Origin of the sequence: Mesorhizobium sp. WSM4312 (assembly GCF_002294875.1) — a bacterium.
In the GTDB taxonomy this organism is placed as follows: Bacteria; Pseudomonadota; Alphaproteobacteria; order Rhizobiales; family Rhizobiaceae; genus Mesorhizobium.
This window is the reverse complement of the sequence record NZ_NSFU01000002.1, coordinates 226,882-245,147: the sequence shown is the minus strand read 5'-3', so window position 1 is coordinate 245,147 and position 18,266 is coordinate 226,882. Positions and strand designations below refer to the sequence as shown.

Genomic DNA, 18,266 nt, shown 5'->3' with positions numbered 1-18,266 from the left:
GTCGCCATAATGCTTAGCCGGCTCTGCTAACGCCGATATCAGCTGACGCGGGCGAGGCCGTCCTTGGCCGGCTGGTAATTGGGGTTGAGGCGCACGGCTTCCTTATAGGATTTCGCCGCCTTCGCCTTGTCGCCGCGCCGCTCGTAGATGAGCGCCTGATTGGCCCAGGCCTCGGCGTTCTTGCCGTCGAGCTTGATGGCCATGTTGAAGTCGGAGAAGGCGTTGTCCTCGTCGCCCGTCGCCAGATAGGAGAGGCCACGGCCGTTGTAGGGCTCGGCGGCATCCGGCGCCAGCGAGATGGCGGTCGAGAAATCCTCGATGGCGAATTTGTGCTGGCCCTGGCTTTGATAGATCAGGCCGCGATTGTGGTAGGCGCGGGCGTCCGTCGTGTCGAGCTGGATCGCCTTCTGGAAGTCGTTGAAGGCGTCCTGGGTGCGGCCCGCCTTGCGGTAGAGATTGCCGCGGCCGATATAGGCGGCGTCATAATTGCCGTTGATCTGGATCGACTTGTTGTAGTCGTCGAGCGCGGCCGCCTGATTGCCGAGGAAGCGCTGGATGAGCGCGCGGTTGGAATAGGCCTGGTAGAAATTCGGATTGAGCTGGATGGCCTGGTTGAAGTCCTTGAGCGCCGCCTGATACTGGCCGCCGCGGCCATAGGCCGAGCCGCGCACATTGTAGCCTTCGGGGTCCTGGGGATTGCGCTGGATGACGGCCGACAGCGAGGAGATGTTCTCGCTCGACCCTTGCGCCTTGTCGATGTTGTTGAACTCGCCGGTCGGGCCCGATGTCTGGCAGCCGGCCAGCACCAATCCGGAAAGCAGGGCTGCCGTCAGGGCGAAACCACGCAATGCGGTCCCGCGCTCCACGCTTATTGCGTTCATGTCTGCCCTGTCCTCACTTATGCCGCGTCGTTCAGGTCCGGATCCCCCCTCCGGGCCGGGTCACAATCAAAATAAAAAGGTGGCGGCGATTCCGCATCGCGCCACCTTGGTATCCTTCGAAAAGGACGAAATATTGGCGATAATCAGCGCGGCGGACGCGCTGCGCCAGCAGCACCACCGGCAGCCACCGGACGCGGCGTCATCGGCAGCAGGCCTTCGCGCTGGGCGCGCTTGCGGGCCAGCTTGCGGGCGCGGCGCACGGCCTCTGCCTTTTCGCGGGCGCGCTTCTCGGAAGGCTTCTCGTAGTGACCGCGCATCTTCATTTCGCGGAAAATGCCTTCGCGCTGCATCTTCTTCTTGAGCGCGCGAAGCGCCTGATCAACGTTATTGTCGCGGACGAGTACCTGCACGGGCAATCCTGTCTTTCGGGTTTGATATCAACAGGCAAGTAGCCATAGCCACTAGCCTCCGCGGCGGTCGACACCACGAATTGTGGCGGCTGATAGCAGAATCAGGCCGCGCTGTCCACAGCCGAAATGCAGGACAACAGCCAAATTGCCACGGTCGCCCCGAGATAGGGCGCCAATTACGCCGTGGCCAGGTGCAGCCGTTCGAAATCCTCGAAGAATTCGCCGTAGTCACAAGTGATCTCTTCGCCGGAGGCAATGTCGCGGGTCGCTGTCGCGCCGCCATATTGCGAAAAATCGGTGTTCGGCGTCGCCGAATGGTTCATGAAGCGGCCATTGTCGACCTCATAGACCATGAAGCCCGGCCGATCCGGGCTCGGATAAGCATAACGGTCGAGCAATTCCTTCAGAGGCTGGGGTGCGGCCTCGTATTCGTCCATCGGGATCAGCCGGTCGAAATCCGGGTTAAGCCGCCAGATCGACGCGCCCTTCCGGATTGGCTCGGCGGCGAACATGCCCACGCCCTCGATCGCGCTCGCGGCCACATAGGTTCGGATCAGCATCATGGTTTCGGGACCCGTTTCGACAGGAAACGGAATCGCCAAATCGCGCGGAAAAAGCAAGACCGGCTGCCTGCGTCAAAGCGGTGAACCGGCCTGTTCGCCACAAAAAAACTTCACGTCCGGCTGATCGAGACGCCGCCGTCGGCGAACAGCGCGGTTCCCGTTGTGAAGCTCGAGGCATCGGAGGCGAGATAAAGCGCCGAGCGGGCAATCTCCTCCGGCTGCGCCATGCGCTTCAGCGCATGGATGCCTTCGACGAAAGCGCGGGCTTCGGGCGTCGTTGTCGTTGCGCCCGGTGTGTCGGTGCCGCCCGGCAGCAATGCGTTGACGCGCAGGCCTTTCGGCCCGTATTCGGCGGCCAGCACCTGTGTCAGGCCGATCAGGCCGGCCTTGGCGGCGGCGTAGGCGGCCATGCCCGGCATGCCGGCAGTGTAGCCGACAAAGCTCGAAGTGAAGATCAGCGAGCCGCCGCCGCGCTCCAGCATGGCCGGTATCTGATACTTCGCGCCGAGAAAGGCGCCGGTCAGATTGACGTCCATCGTCTCGTGCCATGCTGTCGGCATCATGTCGGGCAGGGGCGCCATCAAGCCGACGGCGCCGGCATTGTTGAAGGCGATGTCAAGGCCGCCGAAGCGTTCGACCGCCAGATCGACAAGCGCCTTCGCATAGGCTTCGTCCCTGACGTCGCCGGCAAGCGCGATGGCCTTGCCCTCCACGTCCGATATCTCGGCGACAAGCGTATCGAGCTCGGCCTGACGTCGGGCGGCGACGACGAGCCTGGCCCCTTCCTCGGCGAAGAGTTTTGCCGTGGCGCGGCCGATGCCGGAACTGGCGCCAGTGACGATGGCGATCTTGTTGGCGAGTGCGAGCATTTTTTTGGCATCCCTGTTTTTCGCGCCGGTCTGGCCGGCAATCGGGATGTTGGTCGCAGATGGAGCAGGTCGGAGCCACCCGATACCTGCGAAGGTCGCGTCGTCCTGAACTATTGCTTCAGCAGCCAGCCCAGCCGGTCGAGCGAAAATGCGTAGCTGATGGCGATGAGCAGCGCGACGACGATGCCCGCGGTCGTGTGACCCGCGGCATAGAATCCGGCAGCGCCGCCGAACAGGATGACCAGTTCGAGCGCCAGCCGCACCGTGCCCGGAACCGGCACAGGTGCGCGGCCCGACCGGCTTGGGTCGTTGAGCACCGCGAAAGTACCCCACAGCACGGCCGCAATGATCGGCAAGGCCAAAGCGAGGACCCAGCGCCACCATCCGTCGGCGACATGCCAGCCGGCAATGCCGAGACCGAGCAGGGCGGCAAGCTCCAGCAGGAAGCGCAAGGCCAGATTCCACCAGGCATTGCCCATATTCGTCCTCCAGAATCGCCCGACGGATAATGTGGCTGAACCCAACCACGGCAGCCAGCCCGCATGGGTCTTTTTCGTCGTGGCGCAAAACGGCAAGCGCCGTCGCAAACAGCGCAAGGGTGGAAGCGCTGTTTCGCTAGTGATACACCTCGCGCGCCGGGCCGAACAAAAGCCCGGCTGCAATCCGCGAGATCTGTTGGCGCGAGGCTGGGACGTTGAAAAAATATTCGGTATTCGCCATCGCCCGCGAGGCCATGCGCGGCCACAAGGGTTGGGAGGAACAATGGTCCTCGCCTGAGCCCAAGAAGGAATACGACGTCATCATCGTCGGCGCCGGCGGCCATGGCCTGGCCACCGCCTACTATCTCGCCACGGTGCATGGCATCACTAATGTCGCGGTGCTGGAAAAGGGCTGGCTCGGCGGCGGCAACACCGGCCGCAACACCACCATCATCCGCTCCAATTATCTCTATGACGAAAGCGCCGGCATCTACGACCATGCGCTGAAGCTGTGGGACGGGCTTAGCCAGGAGCTCAACTACAACGTCATGTATTCGGCGCGCGGCGTCATGATGCTGGCCCACAATGTGCACGACATCCAGGTGCTGAAGCGCCATGTCCACGCCAACCGGCTGAACGGCATCGACAATGAATGGCTGTCGCCTGAGCAGGCGAAGGAATTCTGCCCGCCGCTCAACATCTCCAGGGATGCGCGCTATCCGGTCGTCGGTGCCGCGCTGCAGCGGCGCGGCGGCACGGCGCGCCATGACGCGGTCGCCTGGGGCTATGCGCGCGGCGCTTCGGCGCGCGGCGTCCACATCATCCAGAATTGCGAGGTCACCGGCGTCAAGCGCGCGGCCAACGGCGCGGTCATGGGCGTCGACACGACCCGCGGCTTCATCGGCGCCAAGAAGGTCGGCGTGGTTGCCGCCGGCCATTCCTCGGTCATCATGAACATGGCCGGCGTGCGCATGCCGTTGGAAAGCTATCCGCTGCAGGCGCTGGTGTCGGAGCCGGTCAAGCCGGTGGTGCCGTGTGTGGTCATGTCGAACACGGTGCACGCCTATATCTCGCAGTCCGACAAGGGCGAGCTGGTGATCGGCGCCGGCACCGACCAGTATGTCTCCTATTCGCAGACCGGCGGCCTGCACATATTGCAGCATACGCTGGACGCCATCTGCGAGATGTTCCCGATCTTCACGCGCATGAAGATGCTGCGCTCGTGGGGCGGCATCGTCGACGTGACGCCCGACCGCTCGCCGATCCTGGCCAAGACGCCGGTGCCCGGCCTCTACGTCAATTGCGGCTGGGGCACGGGCGGCTTCAAGGCGACGCCCGGTTCGGGCCATGTCTTTGCCCACACCATCGCCAGGGACGATCCGCATCCGATCAATGCGCCCTTCACCATCGAACGCTTCCGCACCGGCCGGCTGATCGACGAGGCGGCGGCGGCGGCAGTGGCGCACTGATGATGGCGCAGATGGCTGTCGCGATGCCGCTGATGCTGGCGGGGGAACAAGGCATGTTCCACATGCCTTCGGCTGAAGAGGTGCGGCTGCAGCCGATCACGCGCGCCGGCAACGAGGCCGGATGGCCGTTTTCGGTCGACGAGGGAACGCTCGCCTGCGTCTGGGGTGGCGGCCAGAAAATGGTGATGTTCTTCGAAGGCCGGCCGAAGGACCTGGATGAAGACGAGGATTTCAAGCCGCGTGGCGTCATCGTCACGACCGACCCGGTGCAACTGACGCTCGGCAACATGGCCAACCGCGCCCTGTTTCGCGATTCCGCTGACGTCGAGGAGCGGCTGCGGCTCGTCGCGCCGTTCGTGACCATGGGCCAGAAACTTTGCGACCAACCCCCCGGCGCCCGCGTCGGCCACGGCGAATTGTAGGAACAAACAGAATGCTTCTCATCCGCTGCCCCTATTGCGAGGAAGAGCGCCCGGAACTCGAATTCCGCAACGCCGGCGAGGCGCATATTGCGCGCTCGACCGACATTGCTGGCGAGAGCGACGACGATTTCGAGAAGTTCTTCTTCATCCGCTCCAACCCCAAGGGCATCATCTATGAGCGCTGGCGGCACATGCATGGCTGCGCGCGCTTCTTCAACGCAGTGCGCGACACCGTCACCGACAAGTTCGTCATGACCTACAAGGCCGGCGAACCCAAACCCGCCAAGCTGCCCGGAGTTGCCAAATGAGCGGCGCGTTCCGCATCCCGAGAGCCGGTCGCCTCAGCCAGGCCAAGACCGCGCGGTTCAGCTTCGACGGCCAGTCCTATACCGGCATCGAGGGCGACACGCTGGCCTCCGCGCTGCTTGCCAATGGCGTGCATCTGGTCGGCCGCTCGTTCAAATACCACCGGCCGCGCGGCTTCCTGTCGGCCGGCGCGGAAGAGCCGAACGCATTGGTGCAGATCGTGCGCGACGGTGCGCGCAAGACGCCGAATGTGCGCGCCACCGTGCAGGAGCTCTATGACGGGCTCGCCGCCAATTCGCAGAACCGCTGGCCGTCGCTGTCCTTCGACGTCGGCGCGGTCAACGACCTGGCATCGCCGATGTTTTCGGCCGGCTTCTACTACAAGACCTTCATGTGGCCGAAGGCGGCCTGGAAAAGCTTTTACGAGCCGAAGATCCGTGAAGCCGCCGGCCTTGGCGTTTCGCCCGACAAACCCGATCCCGACCATTATTCGTCGCGCTACGCGCATTGCGACGTGCTGGTGCTGGGTGGCGGCGCGGCCGGGCTCGCGGCGGCCTTGGCGGCAGCGGAAACCGGCGTGCGCGTCATCCTCGCCGACGAGCAGGCCGAGTTCGGCGGCAGCCTGCGTTTCGAGACGGGTGCCAGGATCGACGGCCAGGACGGTTTTGCCTGGGCGCAAGCGGCGATCGCCAGGCTGAGCGCGATGGACAATGTCCGCGTGCTGCCGCGCACGACGGCTTTCGGCTATTACGCGCAGAATTTCGTCGGCCTGGTCGAGCGCGTCAGCGATCACCTGAAGGCTCCCGGCCATGATTTGCCGCGCGAGCGGCTGTGGCAGGTGCGGGCCAAGCGCGTCGTGCTGGCCTCGGGCGCCATCGAACGCCACATGGTGTTCGCCAACAACGATCGGCCGGGCATCATGCTGGCGGGCGCGGCGCGCACCTTCCTCAACCAATATGGCGTGGCGGTCGGCAGGAATATCGGCGTCTACACGGCCAATGACTCGGCTTACGCCGCGGCGATCGATCTGAAAAAGGCCGGCGTCAACATCGCGGCGATCGTCGATCTGCGCGACAACCCGACCGGTCCGGTGATCGACGAGGCGCGGGCGCTCGGCATCGAGATCAGTTTCGGCCGCGCGGTGATCCGTGCCGGCGGCAAATTGCGCGTGTCCTCGATGACCGTGCAGCCGAAGAATGGCGGCGGCGAGCGCACCATTTCCGTCGATGCGATCCTGATGTCGGCCGGCTGGACACCGTCGGTGCATCTGTTCTCGCAGTCGCGCGGCAAGGTCGCCTTCAACGACGAGACCAAGCGCTTCGTGCCCGGCACCTATGCGCAGGATTGCGTCTCCGTCGGCGCCTGCAACGGCACGGATGGCTTGTCGGCGACGGTGGACGAGGCCTATGCGGCCGGGGCCAAGGCGGCCAAGGATGCCGGTGCGAAAACCGCCAAGGGCGCCAAGCCGAAGGTCGACGCCTCGGAAAGCTGGTCGCGCGGCATGCTGGGCGCCGCGCCCGGCGCCGGCCCGGACACGACGGTGAAGGCCTTCGTCGACTTCCAGAACGACGTCACCGCCAAGGACATCCGCCAGGCGGTGCATGAGGGCATGCGCTCCATCGAGCACGTCAAGCGCTTCACCACCAACGGCATGGCGACCGACCAGGGCAAGACCTCCAACATGCACGGCCTGGCGATCGCCGCGGAGACGCTGGGCAAGCCGATCCCCGAGGTCGGCCTGACGACCTTCCGCGCGCCCTACACGCCGGTCACCTTCGGCGCGATCGTCAGCCATGCGCGTGGGCCGCTGTTCGACCCGACGCGCAAGACGGCGACGCATCCGTGGGCCGAAGCGCAAGGCGCGGTCTTCGAGGATGTCGGCCAGTGGAAGCGTGCCTGGTATTTCCCGAAAGCCGGCGAGGACATGCATGCCGCGGTCGACCGCGAATGCGTCGCGGTCCGCACGACTGCCGGCCTGTTCGACGCCTCGACGCTCGGCAAGATCGAAGTGGTCGGGCCGGATGCGGCCAAGTTCATGGAACTGCTCTACACCAATCCGTGGGAGAAGCTCGAGCCCGGCCGCTGCCGTTACGGCATCATGCTGCGCGAAGACGGCTTCATCTATGATGACGGCGTCGTCGGCCGGCTGGCGCCGGACCGCTTCCATGTGACGACGACGACCGGCGGTGCGCCGCGCGTCATGAACCACATGGAAGACTATCTCCAGACCGAGTTCCCGCATCTGAATGTCTGGCTGACCTCGATCACCGAACAGTGGGCGGTTATCGCGGTGCAGGGGCCGAAATCGCGCGACATCATCGCGCCGCTGGTCGAAGGCATCGACATGTCCGACGAGGCGCTGCCGCACATGTCGGTGCGCGAAGGCAAGATCTGCGGCGTGCCGACAAGGCTGTTCCGCATGTCGTTCACCGGCGAGCGCGGCTTCGAGGTCAATGTGCCGGCCGATTACGGCCAGGCCGTCTGGGAAGCGCTGTGGGCGGAAGGCCAGAAGCACGGCGCCACCGCTTACGGCACGGAGTCCATGCACGTGCTGCGCGCCGAGAAGGGCTACATCATCGTCGGCCAGGACACGGATGGCACGGTGACGCCGAACGATGCCGGTCTCGACTGGGCGGTCGGCAAGAAGAAGACCGACTTCGTCGGCATCCGCGGCATGGCGCGGCCGGACCTGGTCGCCAAGGGCCGCAAGCAACTGGTCGGCCTCAAGACCAAGGACCCGAAGGTGGTGCTGGAGGAAGGCGCGCAGATCGTCGAGGATCCGAAGCAGGCAATCCCGATGAAGATGATCGGCCACGTGACGTCCAGCTACTGGTCGCAGAATTGCGGCCGCTCGATCGCGCTGGCGCTGGTTGCCGGCGGCCGCGACCGGATGGGCGATACGCTCTACGTGCCGATGCCGAACGGGGTGATCGAAGTGGAGGTTACCGGCATGGTGTTCTTCGACGAGACGGGAGGCCGCCTCAATGGCTAAGGCTGCTGCAAAGAAGACGGCTGCGGCCGCATCGCCTTCGGTCGACCGCCGTCCGGCATTGGCTGGACGCAGTACGACAGCGACGGGCGTGAAGGTTGAAGTGCTGCCGCCAGCCGAGCGCATCTCGTTGCGCGCGCCGGAGGCTTCGGTCGCGGCGCTGTCGAAGGCGCTTGGCCTGACCTTGCCGAAGAAGCCGAAGACTTCCGCGTCGAAGGGCGGGCGCACCGCTTTGTGGCTCGGCCCCGACGAGTGGCTTGTCATCGACGAAGGCGGAAACGATCCGCTCGCCGACTGTGCGACGGTCGCCGCGCTTCATTCGGCTGTCGGCATCTCACACCGCAACATCGCGATCTCCGTCGCCGGTCCGGCGGCCGAAGCCACGATCAATGCGGGCTGCCCGCAGGACCTGTCGCTCGACGCCTTCCCGGCGGGCGCGGCTTCGCGCACCATCCTCGGCAAGGCCGAGATCGTGCTGTTGCGCACGTCGGACGATGCCTTCCGGGTCGAGTGCTGGCGTTCGTTCTCGGACTATGTCTTTACTTTCCTGTCCGAGGGAGCCCGCGACGCGGCTGGCTGACCCGGAACGTTTTGCCGCCTGCGTTCGTTGTGCGGCAACAGGTCGAGGGAGAAGTGTCGATGCCGTCGAAGTCCGCGCCGAAATCGCCGCAGTCGAATGCCAAAACCGCGGCGGTGCGCTCGCTTGAACATGAGCGGCATCGCGAGGCCGACGCCGAAGAGGAACTCGAGGAAGGCTTGGAGGACACGTTCCCGGCCAGCGATCCTGTGTCCATCACCAGTTCGGCGATCCCCGGCGCGCCCGCCAAGCCGGGCAAGGCCAAGACCGTTTCTGGTCGAAAAACCCGCAGGCCCTGATTTTCAGCAATTTTGGTCGACAGGCATCTTTCCAAGGCATCGCCAGTTGGGATATTCAAAGCGCTTTGGAGGAGGAAAAATGCCGATAAAAGCTGTTGTCTGGGGCGAGAACGTCCATGAACAGACCAATGCCGCCGTGCGTGACCTCTATCCGTTGACCATGCATGGCACCATTGCCGCGGCGCTCAACCAGGACAAGGGCATCGAGGCAACCACCGCCACCTTGCAGGAGCCGGAGCACGGGCTGAGCGAGAAGCGCCTGGCCGCCACCGACGTGCTTTTGTGGTGGGGCCATGCCGCGCATGGCGAGGTCAAGGACGAGATCGTCGAGCGCGTGCAGAAGCGGGTTTGGGAAGGCATGGGGCTGATCGTGCTGCATTCCGGCCATTACTCGAAAATCTTCAAGCGGCTGATGGGCACGCCCTGTTCGCTGAAATGGCGCGAGGCGGGCGAGCGCGAGCGTGTCTGGGCGATCAACCGTGGTCACCCGATCGCCCAAGGCATCGGCGAATGCCTGGAGATCGGCGAGACGGAAATGTATGGCGAGCCCTTCGCGGTGCCGGAGCCGCTGGAGACGGTCTTCGTCTCCTGGTACGAGGGCGGCGAGGTGTTCCGTTCCGGGCTGACCTACCAGCGTGGCGCGGGCCGCATCTTCTATTTCTCACCCGGCCACGAGACCTATCCGATCTACCACAATGAGGGCGTGCAGCAGGTGCTGTGCAATGCCGTGCACTGGGCGCACAATCCGGCACCCACATGGTCCGGAATCACCAATGCGCCGAACGTGCCGACGGACAAGGCCAAGGAGAAGATCGTGCAGAAGGGCCTGCGCCTGCATGCCGATGGCGATAAGGGGTTGAGTTGATGGGGAACCTGATCTGATGCATCGCCTGCTCTTGCTCGGCACCGGCTGGATCGCCGGACATCATATCGAAGAGTTCGCAAAGGTTCCTGGTTGCAGCATCGTCGCCTGCGTCGATCAACTGCCTGGCCGCGCCGCGGCGTTCGCCGCTGCCAACGACATCGGCGCTTCTTTCGAGAGCCTTGAAGCGGCGATCGCCTGGGGCGATTTCGACGCCGCCATCAACGCCACTCCGGACGGTGTGCACAAGGCGACGACGCTGGCGCTGCTTGCAGCGGGAAAACATGTCTTTTGCGAGAAGCCGCTGGCACCGAACCATGCCGATGCGCTTGCCATGACCGAAGCGGCCGAGGCCGCCGGCCTCGTCAACATGGTCAATCTCACCTACCGCAATTCACCGGCGATCCAGGAAGCAAGGCGTCTGGTGTTGGCGGGCGCGATCGGCGAATTGCGCCATGTCGAGGCGAGCTACAAGCAGAGCTGGCTGGTCAGCAAATCCTGGGGCGACTGGCGCGTCGAGGACAAATGGCTGTGGCGACTGTCGACCCGGCACGGTTCGACCGGGGTTCTGGGCGATGTCGGCATTCACATCCTCGACTTCGCCACCTATGGCGCGGCCCAGGATATTGTCAGCCTGCACGCCGATCTGGTGACGTTTCCGAAGTCCGAAGGCGACCGGATCGGCGACTATGTGCTGGACGCCAATGACAGTGTGGCGATGACGGCACGGCTGGCATCCGGCGCGCTGGCGACGATCATGGCGAGCCGCTACACAACCGGCCATGGCAATGACCTGTCGCTGACGCTGCACGGCACCAAAGGAGCGCTCAAGGTCGAGACCGATGGCAAGGCAGCGCGGCTGTCGGCGTGCCTGGGAGAGGATGTCGATGTTCAGCTCTGGCGAGAGCTGGCCCTGCCGGATGTCAAGCGCAACGCCCGGCGTTTTGTCGACGCGCTGGATGCCGGGCGGAATGGCGACCCGTCCTTCCGGCGCGCCGCCGACATTCAGAAGCTTATCGACGCCGCCTTCGAGAGTTCGGCGAGCAGGCTGCCGATCTCGGTCGGCTGACGTCTGGCCATAGCAGCGGTTGGCAGTCTTGGCGCCTTCAGCACCGCCTTCAGCGGCAAGGTTGGCTGCGTACCTACTCGATATCAGGCGCAGAACCTGGGCTACCTATCTCGTCCATGCCCGGGGAAACCCCGGGCGGGTATGCGGTCGATCTTAGAAGGCGCTCGGCAGGATCCAGGGATTGATGCTGATGCCAAGGCGCGGGCCCTTGCCTTCAGCAGTATTTTCCGCGGCGCCCTTCTTCTCGACCGAGCCGGTCGAGGCGCAATCCAGCTTCACATTGGTCTTGGTGTCGACGCAGGTCGCGGCCGGCAGGTGCTTGACCGGCTGGGTGGTGCCGGCGGCGAAGGCCGAACCGGAAAGTGCCAGCACGGCGGCGAGGGTGAGGAGTGTCTTTTTCATCGTCAGTCTCCGTTTTCGACGAGTGAATTTCTTTCGTACATGTACGGCTCTGCGTACAGATACGTCCGCCGATCGCGAAGTTCAAGTCAAGATCGTACGCGTACGATAAATTTTTTGTTAACCAAGAATTTGCCCTCGGTTTGGTTCGAAAGGTGGCGAGGAAGCGTGGAAACGAAGGAGATGTCGTTCAGCAGTTGACCGGTGTGTCGGTCAATGGCGGCACGTTCTGGGTGCTGAGTGCGGCCAGTTGGAAATCGCACATGCGTTTCACGAAAGCCTGCGGGTCGCCGAAGGGGTAGAAGGGAAAGGTGATCAGCAGCGAGATCGTGCCGTGGCCGACCGCCCACAACATGGTGGCGATGGCGCGCGGATCGCCTTGCAGTTTTCCGGCGGCGACGCAGGCTTCGACCCGCGTGATCAGCACCTTCATCGCCGGGTTGGCCTCGTGCATTTCTTGAAAACTCCGACCTTCCGGCGGCCTGGTCTTTTCGGTCATGAAAACGGTGCGGTATTCATTGGGATTGCCGAGGCCGAAGGCGGCATATTCAGTCATCACCGCCTGCAAGGCCTCGATCGGATCGTCGGACGGATGCTCCTCGATGCGGCGGGCGAGCGTTTCGAAGGCGTCTTCGGCCAGCGCGAACAGAATGTCCTGCTTGTCGGCGAAATAGGAATAGACCGACATCGGCGCATAGCCGACCCGCTTGGCCAGTTTGCGGATGGTCAGGCCCTCATAGCCTTCTTCCTGAACGAGCTTATGCGCGGCTTCGACCAGTTCGGAACGCAGCTCGGCCTTCTGTTTTTCGCGGCGTTTCTGGACGCTCAGCGGCAAGTCCGGTGCCTTTCGGTGGTGTCTGGGGTTGGCGGTATCTGGGCTAAATTATATACGCTGTACGGAAACGGACAAGGGCGCCGCAGGTTCCCAAGCGGGAGGCATCAGATCGCCCCGACGCCACCGTCTATGGCCAGCGCATGGCCGGTCATGAAGGAGTTGGCCGGGTCGGCGGCGAAGAGGATGGCGGCGATGATTTCGTCGACCTCCGCCACGCGTTTCATCGGCACGCCGCGTGTCAGTTCGGCCAACGCCTCTGCCTCCGGGGCACCCGAGGCGCGCACGAAACTGTCCACCATTGCCGTCCTTGTGTGGGCCGGGCAGATGGCGTTGATGCGCACACCCTTGGTGGCATATTCGGCGGCCGCCGATTTGGTCAGCCCGACGACGCCATGCTTGGCGGCCGCATAGACCGAGAGTTTCGGCGCGCCGACCAGTCCGGCAACCGAGGCGATATTGACGATAGCGCCGCCCTTGGCCGTCGCCCCGAACTGGCGCTCCATCTGCGGGATCTGGTGCTTCATGGCATAGAAGACGCCAAGCAGGTCGATCTCAAGCACGCGGCGGGCCTCGTCCGACGCAACCTGCGGCAGGCGCACGAAACTCTGGACGATGCCGGCATTGTTGATGGCGACATCCAGCCTGCCGAATCTTTCGACCGCCAGCCGGACCAGGTCCTCGGACAATTTTTCGTCCGCTACGTTGCCGGCCAGGAACGCCGTCTCGGCGGGCAAGGTTGCGGCGAGATCGGTGAGCGCCTTTTCGTCGATGTCCGACAGCACCAGCCGCGCGCCCTCGGTGGCAAAGCCTTTCGCAGCACCCCGGCCGAGGCCGCCGGCGGCGCCTGTGATCAGCACCGTTGCCCCGTCAAAGCGGCCCATAATGGCTCCCCGTCATGTCTGGTTGTCGATCAGTCTGGCGGCGAGATGCGACAGCAGCTTCACCGCCTCGCCATAGGTCCTGGCCTTTTCGGGATTGGAGGCATTGCCGTCCAGCGCGCGCCTGTAGACGCCCTGGCAGATCGCCGCCAACCGGAAGAAGGAGAAGGCGAGGAAGAAGGTCCAGTTGCCGATGCCGCTGAGGCCGCGCTGCCGGCAGTAGGCAGCGACGTAGTCTTCCTCGGAAGGCAGGCCGAGCGCGGCGCGGTCGACGCCGCCGAGGCCGCGAAAGCCGGAAGCATGCGGCAGGCGCCATTGCATGCATTGATAGGCGATATCGGCAAAGGGGTGGCCAAGCGTCGACAACTCCCAGTCGAGCACCGCGATGACCCTTGGCTGGCCCGGCGCGAAGATCAGATTGTCCAGCCGGTAGTCGCCATGCACCAGCGATATCAGGCCGTCATCGGCGGGCAGGTGCGTTTCCAGCCAGGCGATCAGTCGGTCCATGTCGGCAATGATGGCGGTTTCGGAGGCGCGGTACTGGCTGGTCCAGCGTGCCAGCTGCCGTTCGAAATAATTGCCCGGCCGGCCGAAATCGGAGAGACCCACCGCGTCGACATCGACATCGTGCAGGGCCGCGAGCGTGCCGTTCATGGCGTCGTAGATGGCGGCGCGTTCTTCGTTGTCACGTGCCTCGGGCAATGCCGGATCCCAGAAGATACGGCCGTCGAGGAAATCCATGACATAGAACATGCGGCCGATCGGCGAGTCCTCGGCCGACAGATGCAGCATTTCGGGCACCGGAACGGCGGTGCCGGCAAGGGCCTTCATCACGCGGAATTCGCGGTCGACCTGATGCGCCGATTTCAGCAACTGCCCCGGCGGCTTGGCGCGCAGCACATAGCGGCCGCTGTCCGCCGTGATGAGATAGGTCGGGTTGGACTGGCCGGATTTGAATTTTTCGATTGAAGCAAGCCCGAAAAAGCCGGGTATTTCCGTCTCGAGGTAAGGCGCAAGCGCTGCCTGGTCGAGCGCGTTGGGGTCGATCATGCGGTCTCGGGCTGGCGTTCGATCAGCGTCAGCGTCAGCCAGCGGGCGGTCAGGGCCGGTTTCTTCGAGCCCTCGATCTCGATCGTCACGTCGTGCGCCGTCTGCACCCAGCCCGAGGGTCTCACCTTGACGTCGGCCAGCACGAAACGGGTGCGGATGCGCGCGCCGGTCTTCACCGGCGCCAGGAAGCGCAGCGAATCGAAGCCGTGGTTGACGCCCATCTTGCTGTTTTCCAGCGGCGGCATTGTCTCGAACGTCATTGCCGACAGCAGCGACAGCGACAGGAAGCCGTGCGCGATGGTGCCGCCGAACGGCGTCTCGCGCTTGGCCCGCTCGGGATCGCAGTGGATGAACTGGTGGTCGTCGGTGGCGTCGGCGAACTGGTCGATCATGCGCTGCGTCACCACCCGCCACGGCGAAACGCCAACCTCCTTGCCGACACTGGCCAGAAGCACATCGAGACTGATCGGTTCCACGCTCATGTCCTCCAGTTCACCTCCGGCTTCTACGGCCGGAAAATGTCATTCCTTGAACAAGGTCAATCCATGCTGCACCGACTGCCCGCCGTCGATCGGCAGGATGGCGCCGGTGACATAGCTGCCTGCACGGCTGCACAAATAGAGCGTTGCGCCGGCAATGTCATCCGGTGCGCCGATACGGCCGATCGGAACATGGTTGCCGACATGTTTGGCCTGCTCATCCGTACCGGTGGCAAAGGCCGTCATGCGGCTCTGGAAAGGGCCGGGGGCAAAGGCGTTGACGGTGATGCGGCGGGCGGCGAATTCGAGTGCGAGCGTACGCGTCAGGTGATGCACCGCGGCCTTGGACGCCGTGTAGGAATAGGCGTCGTCGGCCAGCGGCTGCGTCCCCATCACCGAACCCAGATTGATCACCCGTGCCGGATCGGCGTCGCTTGCCGCGGCCTCGAGCAGCGGCAGCAATTCGCGGGTCAGGTGGAAGACGGCGGTGACATTGACGCCGAGCACCTTGGCCCATGCCGAATAAGGAAAACTCTCCAGCGGCGCGCCCCAGGAAACGCCGGCATTGTTGATCAGGATATCGAGCTTGGCGGTCCGCGCCTTGACCTCGGCGACGAGTGCGGCGATGCCGGCTTCGCTCGAGACGTCGCCGGCAAAGCCCTCGGCCCGGCCAGGGGCGCCAAGTCCGTTCAACGCATCGGCGACCCTGATGCAATCCTGGCCCTTGCGCGAAGCGATCATCACGCTGGCGCCGGCCTTGACCAGCGCTGTCGCCGCCATGCGGCCGATGCCGGTCGCCGCGCCCGTCACCAGCGCGGTCATGCCGGCCACCGAAAACAGCTCGTCGAGATAGGCCATTCCAATCCTCCGCGCTGCCCTGGGCAAAGAGTTCGCGTTGACAAGGCTATCCGAAGTACGGTCATCCTTGCCACGGGTAAATTGCCGGGCCTCTATGAAGGGTTAGCGACCGATGACGGAGATGAATCTCGGCATGACCGAGCGGCTGAAGCCGATCCACGCGCGCGTCGCGGCCATGGTGCGTGACGAGATCATGCCGCTCGACAAGGAATTCTTGGGCGAAGTGGGCAAGGCAGGCGACCGCTGGGTCTACAGCCCACGCCAGGGCGAAATCCTCGAAGGGCTGAAGAAGACCGCAAGGGAGCGCGGCCTGTGGAATTTCTGGCTGACCGGCTCGGAACGCGGCTATGGCCTGTCCACCGTCGAATATGCCTATCTCGCCGAGGAAATGGGCAAGGCGCATCTCGGCGCCGAAACCTTCAATTGCTCGGCGCCGGACACCGGCAATATGGAGGTGCTGGAGCGCTACGGCTCGGCCGACCACAAGAAGGAGTGGCTTGAGCCGCTTTTGGACGGAAAAATCCGCTCGGCCTATCTGATGACCGAGCCGGATGTCGCCTCGTCCGACGCCACCAACATTGCGATGCGCTGCGAGCGGCAGGGCGACGACTATGTGCTCAACGGCGAGAAATGGTGGGCCTCGGGCGCCGGCGATCCACGCTGCGCCATCTACATCGTCATGGTGCGGACCGGCGGCGACGGCGAGCCGCAGCACCGCTGCCATTCGATGATCCTGGTGCCCTCGGACACAAAGGGCGTGACCAAGGTTCGGGCCATGCAGGTCTATGGCGACGACGACGCGCCGCATGGCCACATGCACCTGCGCTTCGACAATGTGCGTGTGCCCGCCTCGAACCTGATCCTCGGCGAGGGCAGGGGGTTCGAGATCGCGCAAGGGCGGCTCGGTCCCGGGCGCATCCATCACTGCATGCGCGCCATCGGCCAGGCCGAGATGGCGCTGGAGATGCTGTGCCAGCGCTCCGTGCGCCGCGAGGCCTTCGGCCAGAAGCTGGCGAAACTCGGCGCCAATTTCGACATCATCGCCGAATGCCGCATGGAGATCGAGATGGCCCGGCTGCTCTGCCTCAAGGCGGCTTGGATGATCGACCAGGGCGATGCGCGCGCCGCTGCCCCCTGGATCAGCCAGATCAAGGTCATCGCGCCGCGCGTCGCGCTGAGGATCACCGACGAGGCGGTGCAGATGTTCGGCGCGCAAGGCATCAGCCAGGACACGCCTCTGGCGCGCTCGTGGACGCATCTGAGGACATTGCGCCTGGCCGACGGGCCCGACGCCGTGCATCGCCGGCAAGTGGCGCGGACGGAGCTGAAGAAGTACACGCAGGAGAAGCTCTGAGCAGGCGCTCGGTCAACCGTGCCATGGGCCTTCTGCCAACAACAAGGAGTGTCACCGATGACCATTCCCTCCGAAATGAAGGCGTTGCTCCTGGTCGGCGACGGCTACACCAAGACGCCGAGCGGCAGCGCGCTCGCGTCGATGGAGCCCTATCTCGAGCCGGGCCGCATCGCGGTGCCCACGCCGGGCCCGAGCCAGGTGCTGATCAGGGTCAGCCTGGCTTCGATCAACCCATCCGACGTCGCCTTCATCAAGGGTCAGTACGGCCAGCCGCGCGTCAAGGGCCGGCCAGCCGGCTTCGAGGGCGTCGGCACGGTCGTTGCCGGCGGCGACGACCCCTATGCCAAAAGCCTCGTCGGCAAGCGCGTCGCCTTCGCCACCGGCCTTAGCAACTGGGGCTCGTGGGCTGAATATGCCGTCGCCGAAGCGGCGGCCTGCATTCCGCTGCTCGACACGGTGCGCGACGAGGACGGCGCGGCGATGATCGTCAATCCGATTACCGCCATCGCCATGTTCGACATCGTCAAGCAGGAGGGCGAAAAGGCCTTCGTCATGACCGCCGGCGCCAGCCAGCTTTGCAAGCTGATCATCGGCCTGGCCAAGGAGGAAGGGTTCCGGCCTATCGTCACCGTGCGCCGCGATGAGCAGATCGCGCTGCTGAAGGAGATCGGCGCTGCCCATGTGCTCAACGAGAAGGCGCCGGATTTCGAGGCCACGCTGCGCGAGGTGATGAAGGCGGAGCAACCGCGCATCTTCCTCGATGCGGTCACCGGGCCGCTGGCTTCGGCCATCTTCACCGCCATGCCGACGCGCTCGCGCTGGATCATCTATGGACGGCTCGATGCCGACGCCACCATCATCCGCGAACCCGGCCAACTGATCTTCCAACACAAGCATATCGAGGGCTTCTGGCTGAGCGAATGGATGCGGCAATTCAAGGAGCGGCGCGGTCCAGCGATCCTGGAAGCGCAGAAGCGCTTTTCCGACGGACGCTGGTCGACCGATGTCACGGCTGTCGTGCCGCTCGCCGAGGCGATCGCGCGGGTGCCGGCGGAACTGGCCAAGCCCAACGGCAAGGTTTTCATTCGGCCTTGATGCTGTTCGAAGCAACGCCAGAGGCGCGAATACGAGGCCGTTCAGAGGTTCTTCCCGGTCAGAAGCCGCGGCGTCCAACCATCCGCGGCGGCCCGCGGAGATGATGGCCGTGTCTTTCAGCCC

21 protein-coding genes are annotated in these 18,266 nt (G+C 64.5%); 10 read left to right on the top strand and 11 right to left on the bottom strand.

The genetic code is table 11. The annotated features are described in order from the left end of the window. Positions 1-38: 38 nt before the first annotated feature. The 5 genes from CK228_RS04430 to CK228_RS04410 form a co-directional block, all read right to left on the bottom strand. Positions 39-881, bottom strand: coding sequence for a tetratricopeptide repeat protein (locus CK228_RS04430; protein WP_095772541.1), 843 nt, complete (start codon positions 879-881; stop codon positions 39-41). A 143-nt stretch (positions 882-1,024) separates the two neighbouring features. Continuing rightward, a complete protein-coding gene (rpsU, locus tag CK228_RS04425; RefSeq protein WP_010911429.1) occupies positions 1,025-1,291 on the bottom strand; it encodes a 30S ribosomal protein S21 in 267 nt (88 codons plus the stop codon). Positions 1,292-1,467: 176 nt separating this feature from the next. Further along, a complete protein-coding gene (locus tag CK228_RS04420) occupies positions 1,468-1,854 on the bottom strand; it encodes an SET domain-containing protein-lysine N-methyltransferase (RefSeq protein ID WP_095787137.1) in 387 nt (128 codons plus the stop codon). 110 nt (positions 1,855-1,964) lie between these two features. Further along, a complete protein-coding gene (locus CK228_RS04415; RefSeq protein WP_095772542.1) occupies positions 1,965-2,723 on the bottom strand; it encodes an SDR family oxidoreductase in 759 nt (252 codons plus the stop codon). Positions 2,724-2,833: 110 nt separating this feature from the next. Beyond that, positions 2,834-3,202, bottom strand: coding sequence for a YrdB family protein (locus CK228_RS04410; RefSeq protein ID WP_095787034.1), 369 nt, complete (start codon positions 3,200-3,202; stop codon positions 2,834-2,836). Positions 3,203-3,417: 215 nt separating this feature from the next. Between CK228_RS04410 and CK228_RS04405 the strand changes: the two genes are divergently transcribed. From CK228_RS04405 to CK228_RS04370, 8 genes are all read left to right on the top strand, one after another. Further along, positions 3,418-4,671 carry a sarcosine oxidase subunit beta gene (locus tag CK228_RS04405; RefSeq protein ID WP_032931625.1) on the top strand — a complete coding sequence of 418 codons (1,254 nt, stop codon included), beginning with the start codon at positions 3,418-3,420 and terminating at the stop codon, positions 4,669-4,671. Further along, positions 4,671-5,093, top strand: coding sequence for a hypothetical protein (locus tag CK228_RS04400; protein ID WP_095772545.1), 423 nt, complete (start codon positions 4,671-4,673; stop codon positions 5,091-5,093). Before CK228_RS04405 ends, CK228_RS04400 begins: the two co-directional genes overlap by 1 nt. A gap of 11 nt (positions 5,094-5,104) precedes the next feature. Beyond that, positions 5,105-5,401 carry a sarcosine oxidase subunit delta gene (locus tag CK228_RS04395; RefSeq protein WP_095772546.1) on the top strand — a complete coding sequence of 99 codons (297 nt, stop codon included), beginning with the start codon at positions 5,105-5,107 and terminating at the stop codon, positions 5,399-5,401. Further along, positions 5,398-8,391, top strand: a complete 2,994-nt coding sequence (locus CK228_RS04390) for a sarcosine oxidase subunit alpha (RefSeq protein WP_095787033.1) — start codon at positions 5,398-5,400, stop codon at positions 8,389-8,391. Before CK228_RS04395 ends, CK228_RS04390 begins: the two co-directional genes overlap by 4 nt. After that, a complete protein-coding gene (locus tag CK228_RS04385; protein WP_095772548.1) occupies positions 8,384-8,968 on the top strand; it encodes a sarcosine oxidase subunit gamma in 585 nt (194 codons plus the stop codon). Before CK228_RS04390 ends, CK228_RS04385 begins: the two co-directional genes overlap by 8 nt. Positions 8,969-9,027: 59 nt before the next feature. Then, the gene (locus CK228_RS04380) at positions 9,028-9,264 is read left to right on the top strand and encodes a hypothetical protein (protein WP_095787032.1); all 237 of its coding nucleotides are present in this window, start codon (positions 9,028-9,030) and stop codon (positions 9,262-9,264) included. A 79-nt stretch (positions 9,265-9,343) separates the two neighbouring features. Continuing rightward, positions 9,344-10,129 carry a ThuA domain-containing protein gene (locus CK228_RS04375; protein WP_095787031.1) on the top strand — a complete coding sequence of 262 codons (786 nt, stop codon included), beginning with the start codon at positions 9,344-9,346 and terminating at the stop codon, positions 10,127-10,129. Between the two features lie 16 nt (positions 10,130-10,145). After that, positions 10,146-11,195, top strand: a complete 1,050-nt coding sequence (locus CK228_RS04370) for a Gfo/Idh/MocA family oxidoreductase (RefSeq protein WP_095772551.1) — start codon at positions 10,146-10,148, stop codon at positions 11,193-11,195. Between the two features lie 153 nt (positions 11,196-11,348). On the opposite strand, the gene CK228_RS04365 is transcribed toward CK228_RS04370, so the two are convergent. The 6 genes from CK228_RS04365 to CK228_RS04340 form a co-directional block, all read right to left on the bottom strand. Beyond that, a complete protein-coding gene (locus CK228_RS04365) occupies positions 11,349-11,597 on the bottom strand; it encodes a DUF680 domain-containing protein (protein WP_095787030.1) in 249 nt (82 codons plus the stop codon). Between the two features lie 187 nt (positions 11,598-11,784). Continuing rightward, a complete protein-coding gene (locus CK228_RS04360; RefSeq protein WP_095787029.1) occupies positions 11,785-12,429 on the bottom strand; it encodes a TetR/AcrR family transcriptional regulator in 645 nt (214 codons plus the stop codon). Positions 12,430-12,533: 104 nt separating this feature from the next. Beyond that, complete coding sequence (locus tag CK228_RS04355; RefSeq protein ID WP_095787028.1) at positions 12,534-13,310, bottom strand: SDR family oxidoreductase; 777 nt, start codon at positions 13,308-13,310, stop codon at positions 12,534-12,536. A 12-nt stretch (positions 13,311-13,322) separates the two neighbouring features. Further along, the gene (locus CK228_RS04350) at positions 13,323-14,357 is read right to left on the bottom strand and encodes a phosphotransferase (protein WP_095787027.1); all 1,035 of its coding nucleotides are present in this window, start codon (positions 14,355-14,357) and stop codon (positions 13,323-13,325) included. Further along, on the bottom strand, positions 14,354-14,839 hold the full coding sequence (locus tag CK228_RS04345) for a MaoC family dehydratase (RefSeq protein WP_010911413.1): 486 nt from the start codon (positions 14,837-14,839) through the stop codon (positions 14,354-14,356). The genes CK228_RS04350 and CK228_RS04345 overlap by 4 nt, the downstream gene beginning before the upstream one ends. A 39-nt stretch (positions 14,840-14,878) precedes the next feature. Beyond that, positions 14,879-15,694, bottom strand: a complete 816-nt coding sequence (locus CK228_RS04340; RefSeq protein WP_095787026.1) for an SDR family oxidoreductase — start codon at positions 15,692-15,694, stop codon at positions 14,879-14,881. 112 nt (positions 15,695-15,806) lie between these two features. Here CK228_RS04340 and CK228_RS04335 point away from each other — a divergent pair, with 112 nt between their 5' ends. Together CK228_RS04335 and CK228_RS04330 are read left to right on the top strand one after the other, a co-directional pair. Then, positions 15,807-17,048, top strand: coding sequence for an acyl-CoA dehydrogenase (locus CK228_RS04335; RefSeq protein WP_095787025.1), 1,242 nt, complete (start codon positions 15,807-15,809; stop codon positions 17,046-17,048). Between the two features lie 57 nt (positions 17,049-17,105). Beyond that, positions 17,106-18,143 (top strand): zinc-binding dehydrogenase, encoded by a 1,038-nt coding sequence (locus CK228_RS04330; RefSeq protein WP_095787024.1) that lies wholly within the window; start codon positions 17,106-17,108, stop codon positions 18,141-18,143. Positions 18,144-18,266: the final 123 nt, after the last annotated feature.